This window comes from Delftia sp., assembly GCF_059499305.1.
In genome coordinates this window covers 167,657-190,247 of record NZ_JCABYI010000001.1, presented here as the reverse complement: position 1 = coordinate 190,247, position 22,591 = coordinate 167,657, and the positions used below count along the sequence as shown (strand labels likewise).

Below are 22,591 nucleotides of genomic sequence, written 5' to 3'. Positions count from 1 at the left end.
CCCGCGCGTGGCTGCCAAGCTCGACGTCGCCCAGATCAGCGACATCACCAAGGTCATCTCCGCCGATACCTTCGAGCGCCCCGTCTACGCCGGCAACGCCATCGCCACCGTGCAGTCTGCTGATGCCGTGAAGGTCATCACCGTGCGCACCACCGGCTTTGACGCCGCCGCCGCCACGGGTGGCAGCGCCGCTGTCGAAACCGCTGCTGCGGCCGCCGACGCTGGCAAGAGCAGCTACGTGGGCAGCGAGATCGCCAAGAGCGACCGCCCCGAACTCACCGCCGCCAAGATCATCGTGTCTGGTGGCCGTGCGCTGGGCAGCAAGGAAAAGTTCGACGAAGTCATCACCCCCCTGGCCGACAAGCTGGGCGCTGCCATCGGCGCCAGCCGTGCTGCCGTGGATGCGGGCTACGCCCCCAACGACCTGCAAGTGGGCCAGACGGGCAAGATCGTCGCGCCGCAGTTGTACATTGCCGCCGGCATCTCGGGCGCCATCCAGCACCTGGCCGGCATGAAGGACTCCAAGGTGATCGTGGCGATCAACAAGGACCCCGAGGCCCCGATCTTCAGCGTGGCCGACTACGGGCTGGAGGCGGACCTTTTCGCAGTTGTGCCGGAATTCGTCAAGGCCTTTTAAACTGGATGAGATACACCATGGAGCTTCGGCATTTACGTTGCTTTATAGCGGTGGCCGAAGAACTTCACTTCGGCCGCGCAGCGGAAAAGCTGCACATCGATCAGTCCCCTTTGTCGCGCACCATCAAGGAGATAGAGGAAGAGCTCGGGGCGCAACTGTTCACGCGAACCACGCGAAGCACCCGCCTGACCTTTGCCGGAATGGCATTCCTGGAGCGGGTGCCGCGAATCTTCGAAGCTCTGAAACAGGCGTGTGACGGCGTCAAGTCCGCCGCCAGTGGGTTTCAGCGACAGTTGCGCATCGCTTTGTCCGATGGCATCACGCCCTCGCGAATGCCGACGCTGCTGGCACAGTGCCGAGCGGAAGATCCAGAGATTGATGTTCGGCTATTTGAGGTGCCGTTGGATCAACAGATCAAGGGTCTGCACGATGACCTGTATGACGTCGGCTTTTCGATGGCCGAAGAGGTGGGCGACGGCATTGTGGTCAGGCCTGCATGGGAAGACGAGCTGATGGTGGCGGTCCCAGCTCGCCATCCTGTTCTGGCCCACAAGCACGTGCCGTTGGAAGAAGTGTTGCGCTATCCGCTGGCGCTATGCGATCCGGCGATATGCGAAGGCCATGCACGCCAAGTTGATCGCGTTTTGCAGCGCTACGAGCAACAGCCACTGATCGCCCAGCGCGTGGCGTCCTATGAGGTGATGATGACCTTGGTCTCAGCCGGATTGGCGCTCGGTTTGGCGGGCGCCGCGCACATTGCATCCGGCCGTGGGCCAGGTGTTGTGGCCCGGCGCTTGGCGGGCAAGCCGCAGATGCTGGCCACGTATCTGCGGCACCGTGACGTGGAGCCCTCCGAAATGCTGGCCCGGTTCATCGAACGAGTGGCCTCCATTGATTCGGCGGATGGCTCCAGCGCCGCCGAGGACTCCTGATCCACCTGCTGAAAGGACCCAAGCCATGACCCGATTCCTGCCGCTGCTGATGGTTGCCGCACTGTCGGGCTGTGGACCATCCCAACCGACGGAAACCGTGGACTTCCTCGTTGCCCATCCCGAGCGCCTCAAGGAAGTCCAGCGCCTGTGCAAGGAAGACCGCGCGAAGGCAGGAGAAGAACTCTGCCGCCGTGCGGCCGAAGCCGCCAACCGGCGTTTCTTCGGCGATCGGCCGGAACAGCAATCCAAATAGCGCCCCGCGCCGTCGCCTGGCCGCGACAGAGTTCTTGCTGTTACCTCATCACGCCGCAGCGCGCTCGCGCATGCGGCATTTTTATTGCCTTCGCCACAGCAAGAAGTCTGGCCATTTTGGCCTGAATCCCCGCTATAACGGTCTTTGACCGACCTGCACGCTCGCCTTGATCCTCGGCACTACGGCATGTCCCTGTGCCGTAGCGGGAGGTTGGCCAATGCAAGGAACGAACGTGCTGTTCGGTCAGATTGCCGTTGTCTTCGGCATCGTGATCGCTGGCGTATGGAGCGCCACGCAATGGACAGCAGCGGCGCTGGGCTACCAGCTACGCCTGGGTTCGCCCTGGTTCGATTTCCTCGGCACGCCGGTCTATCACCCCTGGCGCCTGTTCGAGTGGTGGTTCTTCTTCGACGCCTACGCGCCGCATGTATTCGACGTGGGCGGTGCCATTGCCGCAGGCAGCGGCCTGATCGCGGTGGTGGTTGCCATCGGCATGTCGATCTGGCGCTCGCGCCAGTCCAAGCTGGTCACGACCTACGGCACGGCGCGCTGGGCCAACGCGGAGGACATTCACAAGGCGGGCCTTGACCAGCCTGCAGGCGTGTTCCTCGGCCTGCATCGGCAGCAGTACCTGCGGCACGAGGGCCCGGAACACGTCCTGACCTTCGCGCCCACGCGCTCAGGCAAGGGCGTGGGCCTGGTGGTGCCAACGCTTCTTTCTTGGCCAGCGTCTGCCGTCATCCACGACATCAAGGGCGAGAACTGGAGCATCACCGCAGGTTGGCGTTCGCGCTTCTCGCATTGCCTGCTGTTCAATCCGACGGACAGCAAGTCGGCGGCCTACAACCCGCTGCTGGAAGTCCGGCGCGGCGCGCATGAGGTGCGCGACGTGCAGAACATCGCGGACATCCTGGTCGATCCCGATGGCGCGCTGGAGAAGCGCAACCACTGGGAGAAGACTTCGCACGCATTGCTGGTCGGGGCCATTTTGCATGTGCTCTACGCGGGCGAAGACAAGACGCTTCGCGGTGTCGCCAACTTCCTCAGCGACCCGGCTTGTCCCTTTGAGCTGACGCTGCATCGGATGATGACCACATCGCATCTCGGCGATGGCCCGCATCCGGTCGTTTCCTCGGCGGCGCGCGAAGTGCTCAACAAATCGGACAACGAACGCTCGGGCGTGTTGTCCACGGCCATGTCGTTCCTCGGCCTCTACCGCGACCCGACGGTGGCCGAAGTCACCTCGCGCTGCGACTGGCGCATTGCCGACCTGATCGCGGCCGAGCATCCGGGGTCGCTGTACCTGGTGGTGCCGCCTTCGGACATTTCGCGGACGAAGCCGCTGATCCGCCTGATCCTCAACCAGATCGGCCGGCGCCTCACCGAATCACTCGATGGCAGCGACGGCATCGAGCGTCGTCACAAGCTGCTGCTGATGCTCGATGAATTCCCCGCGCTCGGGCGGCTGGATTTCTTCGAGACGGCGCTAGCCTTCATGGCGGGCTATGGCATCCGCAGCTTCCTCATCGCGCAGAGCCTGAACCAGATCGACAAGGCTTACGGCCAGAACCACTCGATCCTCGACAACTGCCATGTGCGCGTGACGTTCGCTACCAACGATGAGCGCACCGCCAAACGGATCTCCGAGACGCTCGGCACTGCGACCGAGCTGCGCGCGCAGCGCAACTACGCGGGCCACCGGCTCGCGCCGTGGCTCGGGCACTTGATGGTGTCGCGCCAGGAAACCGCGCGCCCGCTGTTGACGCCGGGCGAAGTCATGCAGCTTCCGCCCGACGAAGCAGTGGTGATGGTGTCCAGCGTGGCGCCGATCAAGGCCAAGAAGCTGCGCTACTACGCGGACAGCAATTTCAAGCGGCGCGTGTTGCCGCCGCCCGCGCTGGCGAGCGAGCGATACGCCGACGCGCCGCCATCGCGTCCCGACGACTGGAGCGGACTGGCGATTCCCGCCGTGCCCGCCGCACCGGCCGCGGCGTCCGCTGATGGCCTGGAGAACTTGGGTCCGACCGACGACGGTGGTCCGCGCCGTCAGCCCGAGCTTTCCGAAACCGTCGCCTACGACCCCGAGCAGGCCGCACCCGTGGCCGACCTTGGCCTGCTCGATGACGACGACATGCCGCTTCCCCTCCCGCGCCAGTTCGACCCGGCCCTGCAACGCACGGCCCGGCTGGCTTCCCTCGACCCTGACGACGGAATCGACCTATGACCCAGCACCGCCTCAATGTGTTCATTCAGCCGGAGCACAGCAAACGGCTCGACGAACTGGCCGCCACCAAAGGCGTATCGAAGTCCAGCATCGTCGCGGCGGCACTCGCATCGTGGCTGTCGCCCGATGCCGCCGACCAGCGGGAGGCGGCCATTGCCAAACGGTTGGATCGGCTGTCGCGCCACGCCGAGCGCATGGAGCGCGACCAGAACATTCAGATCGAGACGCTGGCGCTGTTCATCCGCTACTTCCTCACGGTCAGCACACCCGTGCCCGAAGCACATCAGGACGCCGCTCGCGCCCAGGGCAAGGCCCGCTTCGAGCAGTTCGTGGAGCAGTTGGGCCGCCACCTGCTGCGTGGGCGCAGTCTGGTGCGCGACGTGGTGGAGGAACTGCATCCCGACCCTTCGCGCATGGGTGAAGTGCAGGAGCGTACGTCATGAGTACCACGCCTTCTTCCTTCACCGCCGTTTCGCTAGATCGCCGCATCCAGATGTTGCGCACGGCGATGGGGCCGCTGATTGCCGCTGCGCTCGAAGACCCGGACGTGGTGGAAATCATGCTCAACCCCGACCGAACGCTCTGGGTGGATCGGCTTTCCACGGGCCGCGCGCCGATGGGCGTGGAGCTGTCCGAAGCGGACGGTGAACGCATTATTCGGCTCGTGGCGGCCCATGTCGGTGCCGAGGTGCATCGGGGCCAGCCGCTGTTGACGGCGGAGCTGCCCGAGACGGGCGAACGCTTCGAGGGCATCTTGCCGCCGGCCGCGCCGGGGCCTGCCTTCGCACTGCGCAAGCGCGCCTTTGGCGTGATCCCGCTGTCGCGCTACATCGAGGATGGAATGATGACCGCCGCGCAGGCGGGCTTGCTGGTGCGTGCAGTGCGCGAGCGCAAGAACATTCTGATCGCAGGTGGCACTAGCACCGGCAAGACCACGCTCGCCAATGCCTTGCTTTCCGAGATCGCCGCCACCGGCGACCGCGTGCTGGTGCTCGAAGACACGGTGGAGCTGCAATGCGCAGTGCGTGACCACGTGCCGCTGCGCACGCGCCAGGGCGTCGTGTCCATGACCGAGCTGGTGCGCTCGTCCATGCGCCTGCGCCCGGATCGTGTCGTCGTCGGCGAGGTGCGCGGCGCTGAGGCGCTAGATCTCATCAAGGTGTGGGGCACCGGACATCCGGGCGGCATTGCCACCATCCACGCCGGCTCTGCACTGGGCGCGTTGCTGCGCCTAGAGCAACTGATTCTCGAAGTGGCGGTGAACCCGCCCCGTGCGCTGATCGCGGAAGCGGTCAACGTGGTCATCCACATCGCCGGGCGCGGACGCAAGCGCCGCATCGAGAGCATCGCTCGCGTCGTCGGCTTCGATGGCGTTGGGTATCACCTGGCGGACGCGCTGGAGGCTCCATTCCCGGAGTTGCTGCCGCAGTCCGACTTTTCCCCCCCTGTCCCCTGACAACTCTGGAGAACTGCCATGACGCAGATGATCGTTCCTGCTTTCCGTTTTTCCGCATATCCGCTTCCTCGGCCACCGCGGCTGGATAGCCTGGCTCGCCCGGCCATGCAGGGCTTGATGCTCGCGGCGCTGATGCTGCTGCTTGCGGGCGCGGCTCAGGCCGCCGGTTCGTCGATGCCGTGGGAAGGCCCGCTGCAATCCATCCTGGAGTCGATCCAGGGACCTGTGGCCCGGATCATCGCGGTCATCATCATCATTGCCACGGGCCTGGCGCTGGCCTTCGGCGATACCTCGGGCGGCTTCCGCAAGCTGATCCAGATCGTCTTTGGCCTATCGATCGCGTTCGCGGCTTCGAGCTTCTTCCTGTCGTTCTTCAGCTTCTCCGGTGGGGCCGTCGTATGAACGGCCCGCACGATGGGATGCTTGGCTTCGAGGTGCCGCTGCATCGGTCTTTGACCGAGCCGATTCTGATGGGCGGTGCCCCGCGCACCGTGGCCATCACCAACGGCACCTTGGCCGCTGCCGTGGGCCTGGGCTTGCAGATGTGGATTCCGGGCGTGGTGCTCTGGATCGTCGGCCATGCGCTGGCGGTCTGGGGCGCTCGTGTCGATCCGCAGTTCATGCAGGTCTTCGCCCGCCACATCAAGCACCGGCCGCTGCTGGACGTGTGAGGTGATGCCATGCTGAACCTTGCCGAATACCGCCAGCGGCCCGCGCTGCTGGCCGACTGGCTACCCTGGGCCGGGCTGATCGCGCCCGGAGTCGTGCTGAACAAGGATGGCTCCTTCCAGCGCACTGCGCGCTTTCGGGGGCCAGACCTCGACAGCGCGACACAGGGCGAACTGATTTCCACGTCGGCGAGGCTGAACAACGCGCTGCGCCGGCTCGGTTCGGGCTGGGCGCTGTTCATCGAGGCCGAACGGCGAGCTGCTGCCGGCTACCCACACTCGGACTTCCCGGAGCCCTTGTCCTGGCTGGTCGATGAAGAACGCCGCGCCGCATTTGAGGACTCGGGCAACCACTTCGAGAGCGGCTACCACCTGACATTGGTGTACCTGCCGCCGGAGGAAGCCCGCGCTCGTGCGGCCGGAATGCTGTACGAGAACCGTCCGACCGAGGGAGTGGACTGGCGTGAGCGCCTGACCGCCTTCGTCGCGGAGACGGATCGGATTTTCGACCTGCTCGATGGCGTGATGCCGGAGATTGCGTGGCTCGATGACAGCCAGACGCTGACCTACCTGCACTCGACCATTTCCCCACGGCGATACCGCGTGGGCGTGCCGGAAGTGCCATTCCACCTCGACGCGCTGCTGGCCGACGCGCCGCTGATCGGTGGTCTGGCGCCGATGCTGGGCGACCAGCACCTGCGCGTGGCGACGGTGCGGGGCTTCCCCACCTCGACCTGGCCGGGGATTCTGGACGACCTCAACCGCCTCAGCTTTGGCTATCGCTGGTCAACCCGGTTCCTTTGCATGGACAAAGCCGATGCGGAAAGAGAGCTTTCTCGCCTGCGCCGCCAATGGTTCGCCAAGCGCAAGAACGTCATCGCGCTATTGCGCGAAACCATCTTCCAGCAGGAATCCCCGCTGGTCGATACCGACGCTAGCAACAAATCGGCCGATGCCGATGCGGCCTTGCAGGAGCTGGGCAGCGACCAGGTGGCCTTTGGCTACCTGACGGCAACCGTCATCGTCATGGACGCGGATGCCGCCGTGGCCGACGAGAAGCTGCGCATGGTGGAGCGTGTCATCCAGGGGCGCGGCTTCGTCACCATTCCCGAAACGCTTAATGCGGTGGATGCGTGGTTGTCATCGATTCCGGGTCATGCCTACGCCAATGTCCGCCAGCCCATCGTCTCGACGCTGAACCTGGCGCATCTGGTGCCGGTGTCCGCCGTATGGGCCGGGCCGGAGAAGAACGCGCATCTCGACGGCCCGCCGCTGATCGTGACCCGCACCGAGGGCGCGACGCCGTTCCGGCTGGTCACGCACATCGGCGATGTGGGCCACACGCTGGTGGCCGGCCCCACGGGCATGGGCAAATCGGTGCTGCTCGCCACCTTGGCGATGCAGTTCCGTCGTTATCGCGGATCGCGCGTCTTCGCCTTCGACATGGGGCGCTCGATGCGCGCCACCATCCTGGGCCTGGGCGGTGAGCACTACGACCTCGGGCTGGATGGCGAGATCGCCTTCCAGCCCTTGGCTCGCATCGACCGTGAGGGCTACCGCGCCTGGGCGGCCGAATGGATCGAAGGGCGCTTGCGGCATGAAGGCGTGGCGGTCAGCCCGGAGGAGAAGGCGGCGATCTGGTCGGCGCTGGGAAGCCTTGCGGGCGCCCCTGTGGAACAGCGCACGATGACGGGGATTTCCGTCCTCCTGCAATCGAACGCACTGCGGCAGGCCCTTGCGCCCTATGTGCTCGGTGGCGCGCACGGCAAGCTGCTGGACGCCGACCATGACCGACTGGGCATGGCCGGCGTGCAGTGCTTCGAGATGGAGGAACTGATGCACAGCAAGGCCGCCGTCATGGCCGTGCTGCATTACCTCTTTGCCCGATTCGACGAGCGCTTCGATGGCGCACCGACGCTGCTGATCCTCGATGAAGCGTGGCTGTTTCTCGATGACCCGGTGTTCGCGGCCCGCATCCGGCAATGGCTCAAGACGCTGCGCAAGAAGAACGTCAGCGTCATCTTCGCCACGCAGAGCCTAGCCGACATCAAGGACTCCAGCATCGCGCCGGCCATCATCGAGAGCTGCGCCAGCCGCATCTTTCTGCCGAATCCGCAGGCGACCGAGCCGCAGATTCGCACGATCTACGAGGGCTTCGGCCTCAACAGCCGGCAGATCGAGATCGTCGCCACCGCGCAGCCCAAGCGCGACTACTACTACCAATCGCGCCTCGGCAACCGCCTGTTCGACCTCGACCTGGGCGCCGCGACCTTGGCCTTCGCGGGTGCCTCTACGCCGCAAGACCAGCGCGACATCGACGCGGTGCTCGCCGTCGCTGCATCCGCTTCCACCCCGTTCGCGGCCACCTGGCTGCGCCATCGCGGCCTGCATTGGGCCGCCGAACTGCTGTCCTCGTTCCCGTTCACCCATCTCCAGGAGAACCCATCATGAAAAAGCGTCTTCTCGCCGCCGCCGTCGCGGCCATGCTTTGCACCGCTACCGCCGTGCAGGCGCAATGGGTCGTGATCGACCCCACGAACCTCGTGCAGAACACGCTGACCGCGATCCGCACGCTGGAGCAGATCAACAACCAGATCAAGCAGCTCCAGAACGAGGCGCAAATGCTTATCAACCAAGCGCGCAACCTGGCCAGCCTGCCGTCCAGCGTGGTGGGCCAGTTGCGCGCCAACCTGGCGACCACCCAGCGGCTAATCGCGCAGGCCAGGGGCCTGACCTATGACGTGACGAATCTGGATCGGGAATTCCAGCGCCTGTACCCGGAGCAATACGCCGCCACCGTCAGCGGCGACCAGATGTACCGCGACGCGCAAGAGCGCTGGAAGAACACGCTCAATGGCCTGCAGACCACGATGCAGATGCAGGCCCAGGCCTCGCAGAACCTGAGCGACGACGAAGGCGTGCTGGCCGACCTCGTGGGCAAGAGCCAATCGGCAGTTGGGGGCTTGCAGGCGATGCAGGCCATGAACCAGTTGCTGGCCCTGCAAGCCAAGCAGTCCATCCAAACGCAGCGCCTGAGCATCACCCAGGATCGCGCCGCGTCGCTGGAACTGGCGCGGCAAGCCGCTGCCGTGGAGCGTGGCCGCGAGGTGAACCGGCGCTTCTTGGGTGAAGGCACGCCGTACACGCCGCAGTCCGTCGATTTCTACAGTCGTTGACGGGGCTTGGCCATGAACGACGTATCGGTCATCGACCGTTTCCTCGACGTTTTCTCACGCTACATCGACTCGGGCTTCGGCCTGCTGCACGGCGAGGTGGCATTCCTCACGGCCACGCTGATCGTCATTGACATGACGCTCGCCGGGCTGTTCTGGGCGATGGGCCATGCCACCGGCCAGGGCGAGGACGTGATTGCCAAGCTGATCCGCAAGGTGCTGTACGTCGGTGCCTTCGCCTACATCATCGGCAACTTCAACATGCTGGCCGGTGTCCTGTTCCGCTCCTTCGCGGGTCTTGGCCTGAGAGCCAGCGGCTCGACCTTGAGCATGGGCAACTTCTTGCAACCAGGTCGATTGGCCAAGGCCGGCATCGACACAGCGGCGCCGATCCTCGACCAGATCAGGGAGATGGCGGGCTTCCCCGAGGTGTTCATCCACATCGCGCCCATCGTCGTGCTGTTCCTCGCGTGGCTGGTGGTTATCGTTAGCTTCTTCGTGCTGGCGGTGCAGCTCTTCGTCACCCTGATCGAGTTCAAACTGACCACGCTGGCGGGCTTCGTGCTGGTGCCGTTTGCCCTCTGGAACAAGACAGCGTTTATGGCCGAGAAGGTGCTGGGCAACGTGGTGTCCTCGGGCATCAAGGTGCTGGTGCTCGCCGTCATCGTGGGTATCGGCTCGGGGCTATTCGCCGAATTCAGGATACCGCCCGGTTCCGAGCCGTCCATCGACCAGGCGCTGGTCATCATGCTGGCCTCGTTGTCCCTGCTGGCCCTGGGCATCTTTGGGCCGGGCATTGCGACAGGCTTGGTGTCCGGTGGGCCACAGCTCGGCGCGGGCGCGATGGCCGGTGCTGCCATCGGCGCAGCCGGAACCGCCGTGGCGGTCGGTGCCGCGGCTACCGGCGTCGGAAGCGCAGTGGCGGCCGGGGCACGCATGGCACCCGCCGCCGCCCGCTCGATGGCATCGACCGCCAGCAGCGCCAAGTCGGCGTACCAGGCGGGCTCCACTTCGGCCGGTGGCGGCCTGAAGGGTGCCGCCGCCGGCGTGGGCAATGTTGCCAAGACCGGCGCGCAGGCGGCCGGGCAGAAAGTCGCCGATGGGGCGCGGTCGATGAAGGAGCGCATGGCGGCGGCCTTTCGGCCCGATGACGCCGGATCGGCGTCGGGGGGCGGCGCCGCACAGGCCGCAAGCGAGGCTCCCGCCACAGCCCCATCCACCGAGCAACCCGCCTGGGCCAAGCGCCTGCACCGCAGGCAGCAACTCACCCATGCCGCGACGACCGCCGCCCACACGCTGCGCGGCGGCGACGGCGGCAGCTCCAGCCAGGGGCCAAGCCTGCGTGATTCCGATTCCTGATCTTGAAGGAGAACTTCCATGCGATTCAAAAGACCGCAGGTGCGCTATGCCAACACACCGCAGCCTGCCACCCCGTACCAATCCGCTGCCCAGGCCTGGGACGAGCGCATCGGCTCGGCCCGCGCACAGGCGAAGAACTGGCGGCTCATGGCCTTCGGCTGCCTCACTTTGGCCGTACTGATGGCCGGTGGCCTGGTCTGGCGTTCCGCGCAGTCCATCGTCACCCCCTACGTCATCGAGGTGGACAACTCGGGTCAGGTGCGCGCTGTCGGCGAAGCGGCCACGCCGTACCGGCCCAGCGATGCGCAGATTGCTTACCACCTCGGCCGCTTCATCGGTCTGGTGCGCTCGCTGTCCATCGACCCCATCGTGGTGCGGCAGAACTGGCTCGATGCCTATGACTACACGACCGACAAGGGCGCCGTGGTGCTCAACGAGTACGCCCGCGTGAACGATCCGTTCGCGCGCATTGGCAAGGAGTCGGTGACGGTGCAGGTCAGCAGCGTGACTCGCGCGAGCGATACGTCGTTCAACGTGCGCTGGACGGAGACCCGTTTCGTCAACGGTGCGCTGGACCGCACCGAACGCTGGAACGCTGTCGTGTCCATCGTGCAGCAGACGCCGCGCACCGAGCAGCGTGTGCGCAAGAACCCCCTGGGCATCTACGTCAACGGGCTGTCGTGGAGCCGCGAACTGGAAGCGAACGAAGGAGCAAAACCATGAATGATCTTTTCCGTAAATCCGTCTTGCCGATCATGCTGCTTGCCCTCGCGGGCTGCGCCACGCAGGGCAAGCCGCCGCCGTCCATTTCGCTCGACGAGCCGGTGCAGGCGCAGCCGCTACCGGAGCCGCCTGCGCCGGTGGAGGTGGTGGCCATGCCGCAAGTGCTGCCGATGCCGGCTCAGATGAAGCCTGTGCCGGATGCCAAGCCCGCAGCAGAACCTGCCGATGAAACCGTGCGTGTGTCCCGCGCCAACGCCGAGGCGCGTATCGCGCCCACGCGCGAGGGGTACGTCAACGCGATTCAGGTGTGGCCTTTCACCGATGGCGCGCTGTATCAGGTCTATGCGGCCGTGGGTCGCGTGACGGTGATCGCGCTCCAGCCCGGTGAGGAACTGGTAACGGTGGCCGCCGGCGATACCGTGCGCTGGATCGTGGGCGATACATCGAGCGGCAGCGGCGATGCGCTGCGCGTCAATGTGATGGTCAAGCCGATCCGCTCGGGCCTCAAGACCAATCTGGTCATCACGACCAGCCGGCGCACGTACCTGATTGAACTGACTTCGACTGAGAAGACGTGGATGGCGTCGGTGTCCTGGGAGTATCCGAAGGACAAGATGCTGGCCTTGCAGCGCCAGGCGCAGGCGGCCAGCGCCGCCGCGCCGGTCGATAGCGGGCTATCGCTGGAGAAGATCCGCTTCCGCTACGCGGTCAGCGGCAGCAATCCGCCGTGGAAGCCGCTGCGCGCCTTCGATGACGGCGAGAAGGTCTACATCCAGTTCCCGCCGGGCATCGCGCAGGGCGAGCTGCCGCCGCTGTTCGTGATCGGCGCGCAGGGCGATGGGCAACTGGTGAACTACCGATTCCGTGCGCCGTACTACATCGTGGATCGCCTGTTCGGTGCGGCCGAACTGCGCCTGGGCGGAGACAAGGGCGATGTGGTGCGGATCGAGCGCACCGATGGCGTTTCCGGTGGCACGCGGAGGAACTGACCATGAGCCAGGACGACACTCGCGATCTTGGCACGCCACAGGCGGGCAAGGTCGCGCCCGAGGCGGTGGCGCTGCGCGCCCAGCCGCGCGCGGTCACACGTCTGAATCGGCGCACCTTGGCCATGCTCACGGGCGGCCTGTCGGTCGCCGTGCTAGGGGCCACGATCTGGTCATTGCAGCCACATCGGCGCGGCGCAGGCGAGCAGACCGAGCTTTACAACGTGGATCGAGTCTCGAAGTCCGAGGGGCTGGATGGCCTGCCTTCGGATTACTCCAAGCTGCCGAAGGTGCTGGAGCTGGGGCCGCCGCTGCCGGGCGATCTCGGCCCTGCCATCGTGAAGGCGCAGCAGCCGGTGACACCCACGTATGCGCCACCGGGCCACGACCCGGAGGACGCTCGGCGCAAGGAAGCCGAAGCGGCAGCGGCTTCCTCGGTGTTCTTCCGTTCTGGTACGCCCGGCAAGACCGCAGCGCCAGCGAATGCGCAAGCGGCTGGCCCGGCATCGACCTTGGCGGGCTTCGACCCGCTGGCCGCTGGGCCGGCCTCGACGGCTGCCCAGCCTGCCGACCCGACCGCCGTGCAGAACCGGCAAGACCAGAAAGAGGCTTTCCTGAAAGGCGGTTCTACGGAAACCCGCAATTCCGGCAATCTGCAAATGCCGGCCTCGCCGTACCAGGTGATGGCCGGGACGGTGATCGCCGGGGCGCTGGTGACAGGCATCAAGTCTGACCTGCCGGGCGACGTGATTGGCACGGTGACGGAGTCGGTCTACGACTCGGCCACCGGCAAGTTTCTGTTGATCCCTCAGGGCTCGCGCCTCATGGGCAAGTACAACAGCCAGGTGAGCTATGGGCAGAGCCGCGTGCAGTTGGTGTGGAACCGCATCATCTTGCCGGACACGTCTTCGCTGAAGCTCGACAACCTCGCGGGCACCGACCCGGCCGGCTACTCCGGCCTGGAGGATGGCGTCGATTGGCACTGGGATCGCGTCTTTGCCGGTGCGGCGCTGACGACACTGCTGGGCGTGGGCGCGGAGCTGGCCGCGCCGGAGAACCGGCAGAACGGCAACCGCATCGTGATTGCCGGGCGCGACAGCGCGCAGGACAGCATCAATCAGGTCGGCCAGGAGATGACCCGGCGCAACATGAACATTCAGCCGACCTTGACGGGGCGGCCGGGCCTGCCGGTGCGGATCATCGTCAACCGTGACCTGATGCTGCGACCGTACCAGCCGCTTTTCGTCCAGAGAGGAGCGGCGAAATGAACACCTCCAAGAAATTGCGGCTTGGGCCGCTACCCAAGACCGAGAGCACGAAGCTCACGTTTTTGTGCCCGGTCAGCCTAAAAGCTGATCTCGACCGCTATGCCGTAGCGCACTCGCAGGCGTATGGCGAGGCAGTCGATGCCACTACGTTGATTCCTCTTATGCTGGAGGCGTTCATGGCCGGCGACCGGGGATTCAGGAAGGGTGGCGGGAGCAAGGCCATACCCTGAAGTAGGGTTGACGATGTGGACGCATCCGCTACCCCTTCACGATGAAAGCGCAGTCCACTGACTGCGCTTTCGCTTTTGACGGGGCTTGCGGCAGGGCGAGACTATGATGGTGCGATCTTGCCCGCCGCGGCGCCCCCACGCTTACCGCCGCGAAGCGCCTATGCAGCACCTAGCTCGAAAAGCAGCAAGAGCACTCAGCGGCTGAAATCTAGCCTAACCTATTGCCCTGTAAGAGCTTTTTCCCCACTGCATGTCTGAATGAAGGACTTGACAGCGGACATTTTTCATTGCCGCGCCGCAAACGCCCTTCAGCAGCTGAGGAAAACAGGAGGCCTGCTGCACGCCAACCGCCTTATGGTGAGCTCCGTTATAAGACGGATCTTTGGCCTATATTCCATTGACGGAATATATTCTGGAGGGAATAATGACCCAACCCTGGGAGGTGGAGTACACCGACGAGCTTGGCATCTGGTGGGCCGATCTGACGCAGGCCGAGCAGGAGTCCATCGATGCATCGGTTCGGTTGCTGGAGGCAAGAGGGCCGAATCTCGGATATCCCCATACGTCCGGCATCGAGCGTTCAAGGCACCCGCACATGCGCGAGCTTCGCGTGCAGCACGAAGGCCGGCCCTATCGGCTGCTGTACGCATTCGATCCGCGCCGCTGTGCCATCTTGCTGATCGGCGGCGACAAGACGGGCGATGGCCGCTGGTATGAGGTGCATGTACCCATCGCCGACCGCTTGTACGACACGCACATCGAGACCCTGAAAAGAGAAGGACAGATCCATGGCTAGGAAATTCAACGAACTGCGCGCCGGCATGTCGCCCGAGGCACAGTCCCGTGCTGCGGCACGGGCCGAGGCCATGCTTGTGGAAATGCAGTTGCAGGAGCTGCGCAAGGCCCGCAACGTGACCCAGGTCGAAGTGGCCAGGGCCATGAGCGTGGAGCAGGCTGCCGTCTCCAAGCTGGAGCGCCGCGAGGACATGTACGTGAGCACGCTGCGCGAGTACGTCAAGGCCCTGGGCGGCGAGCTGAAGCTGGTGGCCTCCTTTCCCGACGCCGACATCCAGGTCCATCCTTTCGAGCCGGCACGATGAAGGCCGCAGGCGGCTGAATCGACTTGCGCCTTTGCCTTTTCGTCCCTGCTGTTTTGCGCCGCCCGCAGAACTTCAAGCGCGCCGTTCAAAAAATTCACGGGCCCGCACCGAGGCGCAAAAGGGCCCAGCCGCTACCATGCAGGCCATGGATTCAGCCCAAAGCCAACTCATCCAGATCGCCGAGCGCGTGCGCGCCGCGGCGGCCGACGCCACGCCGCTGCGCATACGCGGTGGCGGCACCAAGGATTTTCACGGCCTGGCCCTGCAGGGCGAGCTGCTGGACACGCGGACGCTGGCCGGCGTGGTCAGCTATGAGCCCAGCGAGCTGGTGGTGACCGTGCGCGCCGGCACGCCGCTGGCCGAGGTCGAGGCCCTGCTGGCCGCACAGGGCCAGTGCCTGGCCTTCGAGCCTCCGCATTTCGAGGGAGCGGATGGCCGCGCCACCGTGGGCGGCATGGTAGCCTCCGGCTTGTCGGGCCCCTCACGCGCCAGCGTGGGCGCCGTGCGCGACTTCATGCTGGGGCTGGAGATGATCAACGGCCAGGGCGAGCTGCTGCGCTATGGCGGCCAAGTCATGAAGAACGTGGCGGGCTACGACGTCTCGCGGCTGATGGCGGGCTCCTGGGGCGCGCTGGGCCTGATCACCGAGGTCAGCCTCAAGGTGCTGCCCGTGGCGCCGGCCGAGGCCACGCTGCGCTTCGAATGCACGCAGCAGCAGGCGTTGGACTGGCTCAATGCCTGGGGCGGACAGCCGCTGCCGCTCAATGCCAGTTGCTGGCTGCAGGAAGACAGCGCGGCCCAGGGCGTGCTGTACCTGCGCCTGCGCGGTGCGCGTGCCGCCGTGCAGGCGGCCTGCGGGCGCCTGGGGGGCGAGCGCATGCACAGCGCTGCGGCCGACTGGCAGGCCTGCCGGGAGCACCAGCTGCCCTGGTTCACCGCACGCGCACCGGGCCATGCGCTGTGGCGCCTGTCCGTGCCGCAGACGGCTCCGGCCCTGGCGCTGCCTGACGGCTGCACGGAGCCCCTGGTCGAATGGCACGGCGCACTGCGCTGGGTACAGGCGCCGCGTGCGCTGGGCCATGCGCTTCGCGCGCTGGCAAAAGCAGCGGGCGGATCGGCCACCTTGTTCCGCTCCGAGGCAACGGGGCAGCCCGGCGCCGAGCCCGATTTCGACGCCCAGGCGGCCGATGCCACGGCCGCGCTGCATGCGCGGCTCAAGCAGGCCTTCGATCCTGCGGGCATCTTCAACCGCGGCCGGCTGGCCGCCGCCTGGTAGGCCGGGCCAACGCCTGGCTCCGCCCATGCGCATGCGCCACCACCTGCACCTGCTCACGGACCGGCACCGCACGGTGGCCAGCAACCGCACGCTGGGCCTGCTGCTGGCCTTCAACGCGGGTGCGGTGAATGCGGGCGGCTTTTTGCTGGTGCACTCCTATACCTCGCACATGACGGGCTTTGTCTCGCTGCTGGCCGACAACCTGGTGCTGGGCAATACGGCGCTGGTGCTCAGTGCCTGCGGCGCGCTGCTGGCCTTTCTGTGCGGCGCGGCCGCGACGTCGCTGCTGGTCAACTGGGCGCGCCACCACCGGCTGCGCAGCAGCTATGCGCTGCCGCTGCTGCTGGAAGCCGCGCTGATGCTGCTCTTCGGCGTGCTGGGCGCGGCCATGCTGGCCTGGCCCACGCCGTTCGCCGTGCCGCTGGCCGTGCTGCTGCTGTCCTTCATCATGGGATTGCAGAACGCCACGGTGACCAAGATGTCGTCCTCGCAGATCCGCACCACGCACATGACGGGCGTGATCACCGACCTGGGCATGGAGCTGGGTCGAGCCCTCTACTGGAACCGCCATGGCAGCCCGCCCGAGCACCGGGTCCACGCCAACCATGTGCGGCTGCGGCTGTTCGCAGGGCTGCTGTCCATGTTCCTGCTGGGCGGCATTGCGGGCGCGCTGGGTTTCAGGCACCTGGGCTTCGTCTTCGTCGTGCCGCTGGCCGTGGTGCTGTGCCTGCTGTCCCTGCCGCCGCTGTGGGCCGACCGTGCGCGGTTGCCCCTGCTGCTGGGCCGGCGGGCCGCGCCTCGCGCATGACCGCCGTGTCCGGCTGCCGTGCCTGACCGTTCCCCGATACCCATACAACAAGAGCCCCACCATGCAGACCCAACTCGCACCCCAGTACCGCGCCACGCCCGAGGGCCAGGAGGCCGAAGCCATTTTGCGCAAGTGCGTGCACTGCGGCTTTTGCACGGCCACCTGCCCGACCTACCAATTGCTGGGCGACGAGCTGGACGGGCCGCGTGGCCGCATCTACCTGATCAAGCAGGTGCTGGAAGGCGGGACGCCCACGCGCGCCACCCAGCAGCATCTGGACCGCTGCCTGACCTGTCGCAACTGCGAAAGCACCTGCCCCAGTGGCGTGCAGTACGGCCACCTGGTGGACATAGGCCGCAAGATCGTCGAGGAACAGGTACCGCGTCCCTTCGGCGAGCGCGCCAGGCGCTGGGCGCTCAAGGAGGGGCTGAACTCGCCGCTGTTCGCCCCGGCCCTGAAGCTGGGCCAGGCCGTGCGCGGCCTGCTGCCCGAAGTCCTGGCCGAGAAAGTGCCCCAGCCGCAGGACGCGGGCCGCTGGCCCGTGCGCGAGCATGCGCGCAAGGTGCTGCTGCTGGCCGGCTGCGTGCAGCCCGCGATGATGCCGCGCATCAACTACGCCACGGCGCGCGTGCTGGATGCGGCCGGCATACAGACCGTGATCGCTCCCAACGCCGGCTGCTGCGGTGCCGTGAAATTCCACCTCAACGACCAGGAAGGCGGCAAGGCGCAGATGCGCGCCAACATCGACGCCTGGTGGCCCCAGGTGGACAGCGGCGCGGTGGAGGCCATCGTCATGAACGCCTCGGGCTGCGGCGTCACCGTCAAGGAATACGGCCACCTGCTCAAGGACGATGCGCAGTACGCGGACAAGGCAGCCCGCATCAGCGCCCTCACGCGCGACCTGAGCGAGCTGCTGCCTGAGCTCCTGCCCGAGCTGGCCGAGCGCCTGCAGGGCAGGGTGCGCGCGCCGGCCGCGCCCATGGCCTACCACCCGCCCTGCACGCTGCAGCACGGGCAAAAGCTGCGCGGCGGCGTGGAAACCCATCTGGCCAGGCTGGGCTTCGAGCTGCGCGTGGCGCGCACCGAGTCGCACCTGTGCTGCGGCTCGGCGGGAACCTACTCGGTGCTGCAGCCCGAACTCTCGCACCAGTTGCGCGACCGCAAGATCGGCGCACTGACCGAAGGCTTCGATGCCCGGCGGCCTGCAGCCATCCTCTCGGCCAACATGGGCTGCATCGTCCACCTGCAAAACGGAACGGACGTGCCGGTGCGCCACTGGATTGAGGTGCTGGACGAGGCCCTGCCGGCCTGATGCCACCCGGGCAACACCCGCGCATCTGTGCCGCATGCGCGACGCCGTGGGGACTATGCCCGCGCAAGCCTTTGCAATGCTGGCATGATGCGGGGTTTCGTTTTCTCCAAGCCCATGTGCTCCGCCATGACTGAATCCGTGTCTGAACCGCAAGAACAGAACGCCGCGCTGCCGGCGGACGCCGCTGCCGGCACCGTGCCGCAGGCTGCCGCCAGCGCCGATGGCCAGGGCCGCAAGCGCTCGCGCCGCGGCGGACGTGGCCGCAACAAGGGCAAGGCCTCCGAGCCCGTCGCCGACGCCGCAACCGGCGCGGCCGGCAGTGCCGAGGCTCCCGCATCCAGGCCTGTGCGCACCCAGCACCCGCTGCTGGCGCAACTGGCCCAATGGCATCCGAACCTGTTCGGCGAGCAGCCCCTGCCGCTCAAGCGCGGCATCTTCGAGGACCTGCTGGCCGCCCATCCCGAAGCCATCGACCGCGACCAGCTCAAGCTGGCCCTGTCCCAGCACACACGCTCGAGCCGCTACCTCACCGTGGTGGCCAGCGGCCAGGCGCGCCATGACCTGCAGGGCCAATCGGTCGAGCCCATGGCGCCCGAGCATGTGCACCATGCGCTGATCGAGGTCTTTCGCCGCCGCCAGCACCGCTCGCCCGAGGACCTGGCGCCCAAGCTGCGCAACCGCATCATCGCCGCCTATGAGGCCTCGGGCCTGTCCCGCGACGACTATGCGGCGCGTGTGCAGGGCCGTGACGAGGCCACCAACGCCCTGGTGGCCGAGGCCCTGGCCGAAGCCGATGCGCGTTCTGCACGAGACGAAGCTCTGCTGCGCGCCTTCGAGGCCAGCGGCCAGACCACCGAAGCCGGCTTTGCCGACATGTACGGCATGAACCCGCGCCAGGTGGCGCAGCAGCTGGAACGCGCCCGCCGTCGCCTGCAGACGCAGGCGGCCTGAGGTACCAAGGACCGGCACCAAGGACCGGCGCCAAAGACCGGTAGCACCGTCTGCCGGCACACTCCACCGCCGCATGCCTGGCAAGGGCCGCGCCGGTGAACCCGCCCTGGATCACAGGCGGCATCTCTGCAGCGGACCCTTCCGCCAGCACGCAGATGCCCACCAGGGGCGGGCCCGGGGATGAACTGTTTCACGGACGCCGCTGCACCCGGCCACGGGGCGGCGGCGCCTTGCCGTGCGCGCTCGTTCCCGTGGTCTGGCAAGGGCGCGCAAGGCACTTCAAAGCAAAAAAGCAAAAGGAGACTTGCGATGTGGCTGGGTTTGTCGTTGTTCTACGTGGGCGCCGTGCTGTGCCTGAATGGCCTGTGGATGCTGGGGCGCATTGCCGACCGGGAAATCTGGGTCATCAACGTGTTCGCGGGCCTGGTCTCGCTGATCATCGGCCTGGCCTCGGCCTTCGGGCCCGAGCCTGATGCGGCCTCTGTCAAGACCTGCGCGCTCACCCTGCTGTTCGCCTTCACCTACCTGTGGGTGGCCATCAACCGCTTCACGGGGGCCGATGGCCGGGGCCTGGGCTGGTTCAGCCTGTTCGTGGCCATCACCGCCGTGCCCGTAGCCATCGACACCCTGCTGGGCGCGCGCACCGCCATCGACTGGTGGATGGCGGCCAACTGGGCGGCCTGGGCCGTGCTGTGGGCCATGTTCTTCATGCTGCTGGCCCTGGGCCGCAACATCGGCCGCATGACGGGCACGCTGTGCATTGCGCAGGGCGTGCTCACAGGCTGGCTGCCGGGCTACCTGCTGCTGGCCGGGCAGCTCACGGGCTGATTGCGCAGCGTTGGTGCGGGCAGGGCGTCAAGCCCCACGCCGTCGTGCATGCGCCAGCGCAGACAGCAGCGCGGCCGCGATGATGCAGGCACCGCCGAGCAGCGTGCGAGGCGTCAGCACCTCGCCTGCAATCAGCACCGAGGAGACGCTGGCGAACACCACTTCGGCCAGCATGACCACGGCCGTCACGCCGGCCGGCAGGCGCGCGGCGCCGAACTGCAGCGCCCAGTTGCCCAGCATCAGCAGCACGGCCAGGCCGGCGGCGATCAGCATCCAGCTGGCCTGCGGAGCCGGCAGCGGCGGCACCAGGCCCACGCTGCTGCCTGCAAAGGCGCTGAACAGGCCCATCGCCATGCAGCCGCTGAACATGGCCAGCATGCGCGCCTGCGCCGGCACGGCCTGCAGGCGGCGCAGCAGCACATTGGTCAGCGCGAAGGTGAAGCCGCCGAACAGTGCCAGGCCGTCGGCCAGCGACAGACCGCGCAGCAGCCCGGGCCAGCCGCCGCTGAATGTGCCCTCGGGCACCAGCACCAGCGCCACCCCGCCGAAGGCCAGCAGCAGCCGCGTCAGCGCAGCGGGCGTGGGCCGCTCGCCCAGGAGCCTCCAGGCCAGCAGCACCGACCATGCGGGCATCAGATAGAACAGCAGCACCACGCGCACCACGTCGCCAATGGTCACGGCCCAGTTGAAGGCGATGTTGTTGCTGCCCGCGCATGCGCCCAGCAGGATCAGGGCCGGGTACTGCAGCGCCTGGCGCAGGCTGGCCGGGCGCAGCGCCACCAGCCCCGCCAGCACCAGGGCATACATCAGCGCCGTGGCCCACAGCGGATGCAGGCCGGCCTCGTGCATGGCGCGGAACGGCCACCAGGCCAGGCCCCAGACCAGGGTGTTGAACAGCAGGGCGAGAACGGGCAGCGGGCTATGCATGGGGCAATGAAAAACGCCCGGGCAGGCAAGGCCTGCTCCGGACGCCGTGGGGACAAGGGCAGGCTAGTGGCAATCCTTGCGGGCAATCGCCAGCAGGCGCTCGACTTCCTCGGGATGCTGGCGCAGGTTGTTCCTGTGCCAGCGTCCGATCAGCCACATGATGCCGGCCACCACCAGGCCGAACACCGTGATGGCACCAAAGGCCGACAGCCCGAACTTGGTGGACAGCGCATAGAAGGCGCCCAGCGCCAGGATGCAGGCCTGCTCGTTGAAGTTCTGCACGGCAATCGAGCGGCCCGCGCCCATGAGGTTGTGGCCGCGGTGCTGCAGCAGCGCATTCATGGGCACGACCAGGAAGCCGCCCAGGCCGCCCAGCAGGATCAGGAAGGGAATGGCCACCCACACGCTGTGGATGAAGATCATGGCGATCACCAGCAGGCCCATGGTGATGCCCAGCGGAATGACGCGCGTGGCGTTGTCCAGCCGCATGCGCATGGATGCGAGGATGGCGCCTGCCGCCGTGCCGATGGCCACCACGCCCACCAGGGCCGATGCCTGGGAGGTGCCGTAGCCCAGGGCCGCCGCGCCCCAGGCCAGCACGATGTAGCGCAGATTGCCCGACACGCCCCAGAACAGCGTGGTCGTGGACAGCGAGATCTGGCCCAGCTTGTCCCCCCACAGCCGCTGGCTGCAGGTCCAGAAGTCGGGCAGCAGGGCCAGGGTGTTGGCCAGCAGGCTCTTGCTGGGGTCCTGGCGCAGCGGGCGCAGGATGGTGTCGGTCAGCGGAATGCGCAGGTTGAACCAGGCGGCCAGCGCATAGACGCCGACCAGCACGGCAATCGCCGCCTCGGCCGCAGTGTCCACGCCCGTGTCCAGCAGCGGCAGGTCGAAGTCCAGCAGATGGGTCGAGATGCCCGGGCTCAGCAACTGCCCGCCCACGAGCACGCCCAGGATGATGGAGGTGATGGTCAGCCCCTCGATCCAGCCATTGGCCTTGACCAGCTGGGAGGCGGGCAGCAGCTCGGTGAGGATGCCGTACTTGGCGGGCGAGTAGGCCGCTGCGCCCAGGCCGACCACGGCGTAGGCGATCAGCGGATGGTTGCCGAACAGCATCATCAGGCAGCCCACGATCTTGATCGCATTGCTGATGAACATCACCCGCCCCTTGGGCAGGGCGTCGGCAAAGGCGCCGACGAAGGGGGCCAGGATCACGTAGAACAGCGCGAACATGGGCACCAGGGCGGCGCGCTGCCACTCGGGGGCGCCATTGGTGCGCAGCAGTTCCACGGCGGTCACGAACAGGGCGTTGTCTGCCAGCGAGCTGAAGAACTGCGCTGACATGATGGTGTAGAAACCGCGCTTCATGGATAGGCAGATGGGGTCAGCCGCAGGGCTGCTGACCGGTTAAATAAGGGCCCCGTGGCAAGTGACTGGCGGTTATATCACGCGGCCTTTGGCCGGCAGTGCCAGAATCCCAAGC

Annotated in this window: 23 protein-coding genes and 1 pseudogene; 22 read left to right on the top strand and 2 right to left on the bottom strand. The window is 66.7% G+C overall.

The annotated features are described in order from the left end of the window. From AC5I49_RS00975 to AC5I49_RS00870, 22 genes and pseudogenes are all read left to right on the top strand, one after another. The coding region (locus AC5I49_RS00975; RefSeq protein ID WP_495788703.1) for an electron transfer flavoprotein subunit alpha/FixB family protein at positions 1-637 on the top strand (637 nt) is incomplete at its 5' end. A gap of 17 nt (positions 638-654) precedes the next feature. Then, positions 655-1,569, top strand: a complete 915-nt coding sequence (locus AC5I49_RS00970; protein ID WP_495788702.1) for a LysR family transcriptional regulator — start codon at positions 655-657, stop codon at positions 1,567-1,569. A gap of 25 nt (positions 1,570-1,594) precedes the next feature. Continuing rightward, positions 1,595-1,822, top strand: coding sequence for an EexN family lipoprotein (locus AC5I49_RS00965; RefSeq protein WP_271427070.1), 228 nt, complete (start codon positions 1,595-1,597; stop codon positions 1,820-1,822). A gap of 217 nt (positions 1,823-2,039) precedes the next feature. Beyond that, positions 2,040-4,046, top strand: coding sequence for a conjugal transfer protein TraG (locus tag AC5I49_RS00960; RefSeq protein ID WP_271427071.1), 2,007 nt, complete (start codon positions 2,040-2,042; stop codon positions 4,044-4,046). Continuing rightward, positions 4,043-4,489, top strand: coding sequence for a CopG family transcriptional regulator (locus AC5I49_RS00955; RefSeq protein WP_017407929.1), 447 nt, complete (start codon positions 4,043-4,045; stop codon positions 4,487-4,489). The genes AC5I49_RS00960 and AC5I49_RS00955 overlap by 4 nt, the downstream gene beginning before the upstream one ends. After that, positions 4,486-5,524, top strand: a pseudogene (gene trbB, locus AC5I49_RS00950) (P-type conjugative transfer ATPase TrbB). The gene AC5I49_RS00955 and the pseudogene trbB overlap by 4 nt, the downstream one beginning before the upstream one ends. Then, the gene (locus AC5I49_RS00945; protein ID WP_035884625.1) at positions 5,521-5,904 is read left to right on the top strand and encodes a TrbC/VirB2 family type IV secretion system protein; all 384 of its coding nucleotides are present in this window, start codon (positions 5,521-5,523) and stop codon (positions 5,902-5,904) included. Before trbB ends, AC5I49_RS00945 begins: the two are co-directional and overlap by 4 nt. After that, a complete protein-coding gene (locus AC5I49_RS00940; protein WP_271427072.1) occupies positions 5,901-6,173 on the top strand; it encodes a VirB3 family type IV secretion system protein in 273 nt (90 codons plus the stop codon). Before AC5I49_RS00945 ends, AC5I49_RS00940 begins: the two co-directional genes overlap by 4 nt. 9 nt (positions 6,174-6,182) lie before the next feature. Further along, positions 6,183-8,621 (top strand): conjugal transfer protein TrbE, encoded by a 2,439-nt coding sequence (trbE, locus tag AC5I49_RS00935; protein WP_271427073.1) that lies wholly within the window; start codon positions 6,183-6,185, stop codon positions 8,619-8,621. After that, a complete protein-coding gene (gene trbJ / locus AC5I49_RS00930; RefSeq protein WP_271427074.1) occupies positions 8,618-9,346 on the top strand; it encodes a P-type conjugative transfer protein TrbJ in 729 nt (242 codons plus the stop codon). Before trbE ends, trbJ begins: the two co-directional genes overlap by 4 nt. 12 nt (positions 9,347-9,358) lie before the next feature. Next, positions 9,359-10,702, top strand: a complete 1,344-nt coding sequence (gene trbL, locus AC5I49_RS00925; RefSeq protein WP_271427075.1) for a P-type conjugative transfer protein TrbL — start codon at positions 9,359-9,361, stop codon at positions 10,700-10,702. 18 nt (positions 10,703-10,720) lie between these two features. Further along, positions 10,721-11,425 (top strand): conjugal transfer protein TrbF, encoded by a 705-nt coding sequence (gene trbF, locus AC5I49_RS00920; protein WP_035884621.1) that lies wholly within the window; start codon positions 10,721-10,723, stop codon positions 11,423-11,425. Then, positions 11,422-12,414: a P-type conjugative transfer protein TrbG gene (gene trbG / locus AC5I49_RS00915; protein ID WP_271427076.1), complete on the top strand. Its 993-nt coding sequence runs from the start codon at positions 11,422-11,424 to the stop codon at positions 12,412-12,414. Before trbF ends, trbG begins: the two co-directional genes overlap by 4 nt. Positions 12,415-12,416: 2 nt before the next feature. After that, positions 12,417-13,679 carry a TraB/TrbI/VirB10 family type IV secretion system protein gene (locus AC5I49_RS00910; protein WP_271427077.1) on the top strand — a complete coding sequence of 421 codons (1,263 nt, stop codon included), beginning with the start codon at positions 12,417-12,419 and terminating at the stop codon, positions 13,677-13,679. After that, positions 13,676-13,909: a DUF2274 domain-containing protein gene (locus AC5I49_RS00905; protein WP_017407699.1), complete on the top strand. Its 234-nt coding sequence runs from the start codon at positions 13,676-13,678 to the stop codon at positions 13,907-13,909. The genes AC5I49_RS00910 and AC5I49_RS00905 overlap by 4 nt, the downstream gene beginning before the upstream one ends. Positions 13,910-14,333: 424 nt before the next feature. Beyond that, on the top strand, positions 14,334-14,705 hold the full coding sequence (locus AC5I49_RS00900) for a type II toxin-antitoxin system RelE/ParE family toxin (protein WP_047468107.1): 372 nt from the start codon (positions 14,334-14,336) through the stop codon (positions 14,703-14,705). Further along, positions 14,698-15,009 (top strand): helix-turn-helix domain-containing protein, encoded by a 312-nt coding sequence (locus AC5I49_RS00895; protein ID WP_016448598.1) that lies wholly within the window; start codon positions 14,698-14,700, stop codon positions 15,007-15,009. Before AC5I49_RS00900 ends, AC5I49_RS00895 begins: the two co-directional genes overlap by 8 nt. 136 nt (positions 15,010-15,145) lie before the next feature. Beyond that, the gene (glcE, locus tag AC5I49_RS00890; protein WP_338499437.1) at positions 15,146-16,285 is read left to right on the top strand and encodes a glycolate oxidase subunit GlcE; all 1,140 of its coding nucleotides are present in this window, start codon (positions 15,146-15,148) and stop codon (positions 16,283-16,285) included. 25 nt (positions 16,286-16,310) lie between these two features. Beyond that, the gene (locus AC5I49_RS00885; RefSeq protein WP_012202244.1) at positions 16,311-17,093 is read left to right on the top strand and encodes a YoaK family protein; all 783 of its coding nucleotides are present in this window, start codon (positions 16,311-16,313) and stop codon (positions 17,091-17,093) included. A gap of 61 nt (positions 17,094-17,154) precedes the next feature. After that, the gene (gene glcF, locus AC5I49_RS00880) at positions 17,155-18,405 is read left to right on the top strand and encodes a glycolate oxidase subunit GlcF (protein ID WP_016448595.1); all 1,251 of its coding nucleotides are present in this window, start codon (positions 17,155-17,157) and stop codon (positions 18,403-18,405) included. An 84-nt stretch (positions 18,406-18,489) separates the two neighbouring features. Continuing rightward, positions 18,490-19,356, top strand: coding sequence for a ProQ/FinO family protein (locus AC5I49_RS00875; protein ID WP_016448594.1), 867 nt, complete (start codon positions 18,490-18,492; stop codon positions 19,354-19,356). Positions 19,357-19,665: 309 nt separating this feature from the next. Beyond that, positions 19,666-20,184 carry an AmiS/UreI family transporter gene (locus tag AC5I49_RS00870; RefSeq protein ID WP_495788701.1) on the top strand — a complete coding sequence of 173 codons (519 nt, stop codon included), beginning with the start codon at positions 19,666-19,668 and terminating at the stop codon, positions 20,182-20,184. A 27-nt stretch (positions 20,185-20,211) separates the two neighbouring features. On the opposite strand, the gene AC5I49_RS00865 is transcribed toward AC5I49_RS00870, so the two are convergent. Both AC5I49_RS00865 and lplT read right to left on the bottom strand, forming a co-directional pair. Next, entirely contained in the window at positions 20,212-21,111 is a 900-nt protein-coding gene (locus AC5I49_RS00865) for a DMT family transporter (RefSeq protein WP_495788700.1), read from the bottom strand. A gap of 63 nt (positions 21,112-21,174) precedes the next feature. Continuing rightward, on the bottom strand, positions 21,175-22,476 hold the full coding sequence (lplT, locus tag AC5I49_RS00860) for a lysophospholipid transporter LplT (RefSeq protein WP_016448591.1): 1,302 nt from the start codon (positions 22,474-22,476) through the stop codon (positions 21,175-21,177). Between the last annotated feature and the right edge of the window lie 115 nt (positions 22,477-22,591).

Bases quoted from the DNA above. Each gene is read 5' to 3' on its own strand.
- AC5I49_RS00910 (WP_271427077.1), top strand. From the start codon at position 12,417: ATGAGCCAGGACGACACTCGCGATCTTGGCACGCCACAGGCGGGCAAG.
- trbJ (WP_271427074.1), top strand. From the start codon at position 8,618: ATGAAAAAGCGTCTTCTCGCCGCCGCCGTCGCGGCCATGCTTTGCACC.
- AC5I49_RS00900 (WP_047468107.1), top strand. From the start codon at position 14,334: ATGACCCAACCCTGGGAGGTGGAGTACACCGACGAGCTTGGCATCTGG.
- AC5I49_RS00885 (WP_012202244.1), top strand. From the start codon at position 16,311: ATGCGCATGCGCCACCACCTGCACCTGCTCACGGACCGGCACCGCACG.
- AC5I49_RS00940 (WP_271427072.1), top strand. From the start codon at position 5,901: ATGAACGGCCCGCACGATGGGATGCTTGGCTTCGAGGTGCCGCTGCAT.
- AC5I49_RS00965 (WP_271427070.1), top strand. From the start codon at position 1,595: ATGACCCGATTCCTGCCGCTGCTGATGGTTGCCGCACTGTCGGGCTGT.
- AC5I49_RS00865 (WP_495788700.1), bottom strand. From the start codon at position 21,111: ATGCATAGCCCGCTGCCCGTTCTCGCCCTGCTGTTCAACACCCTGGTC.
- glcF (WP_016448595.1), top strand. From the start codon at position 17,155: ATGCAGACCCAACTCGCACCCCAGTACCGCGCCACGCCCGAGGGCCAG.
- AC5I49_RS00895 (WP_016448598.1), top strand. From the start codon at position 14,698: ATGGCTAGGAAATTCAACGAACTGCGCGCCGGCATGTCGCCCGAGGCA.
- AC5I49_RS00970 (WP_495788702.1), top strand. From the start codon at position 655: ATGGAGCTTCGGCATTTACGTTGCTTTATAGCGGTGGCCGAAGAACTT.
- AC5I49_RS00945 (WP_035884625.1), top strand. From the start codon at position 5,521: ATGACGCAGATGATCGTTCCTGCTTTCCGTTTTTCCGCATATCCGCTT.
- trbE (WP_271427073.1), top strand. From the start codon at position 6,183: ATGCTGAACCTTGCCGAATACCGCCAGCGGCCCGCGCTGCTGGCCGAC.
- AC5I49_RS00870 (WP_495788701.1), top strand. From the start codon at position 19,666: ATGTGGCTGGGTTTGTCGTTGTTCTACGTGGGCGCCGTGCTGTGCCTG.
- trbF (WP_035884621.1), top strand. From the start codon at position 10,721: ATGCGATTCAAAAGACCGCAGGTGCGCTATGCCAACACACCGCAGCCT.
- AC5I49_RS00960 (WP_271427071.1), top strand. From the start codon at position 2,040: ATGCAAGGAACGAACGTGCTGTTCGGTCAGATTGCCGTTGTCTTCGGC.
- AC5I49_RS00875 (WP_016448594.1), top strand. From the start codon at position 18,490: ATGATGCGGGGTTTCGTTTTCTCCAAGCCCATGTGCTCCGCCATGACT.
- lplT (WP_016448591.1), bottom strand. From the start codon at position 22,476: ATGAAGCGCGGTTTCTACACCATCATGTCAGCGCAGTTCTTCAGCTCG.
- AC5I49_RS00955 (WP_017407929.1), top strand. From the start codon at position 4,043: ATGACCCAGCACCGCCTCAATGTGTTCATTCAGCCGGAGCACAGCAAA.
- trbL (WP_271427075.1), top strand. From the start codon at position 9,359: ATGAACGACGTATCGGTCATCGACCGTTTCCTCGACGTTTTCTCACGC.
- AC5I49_RS00905 (WP_017407699.1), top strand. From the start codon at position 13,676: ATGAACACCTCCAAGAAATTGCGGCTTGGGCCGCTACCCAAGACCGAG.
- trbG (WP_271427076.1), top strand. From the start codon at position 11,422: ATGAATGATCTTTTCCGTAAATCCGTCTTGCCGATCATGCTGCTTGCC.
- glcE (WP_338499437.1), top strand. From the start codon at position 15,146: ATGCAGGCCATGGATTCAGCCCAAAGCCAACTCATCCAGATCGCCGAG.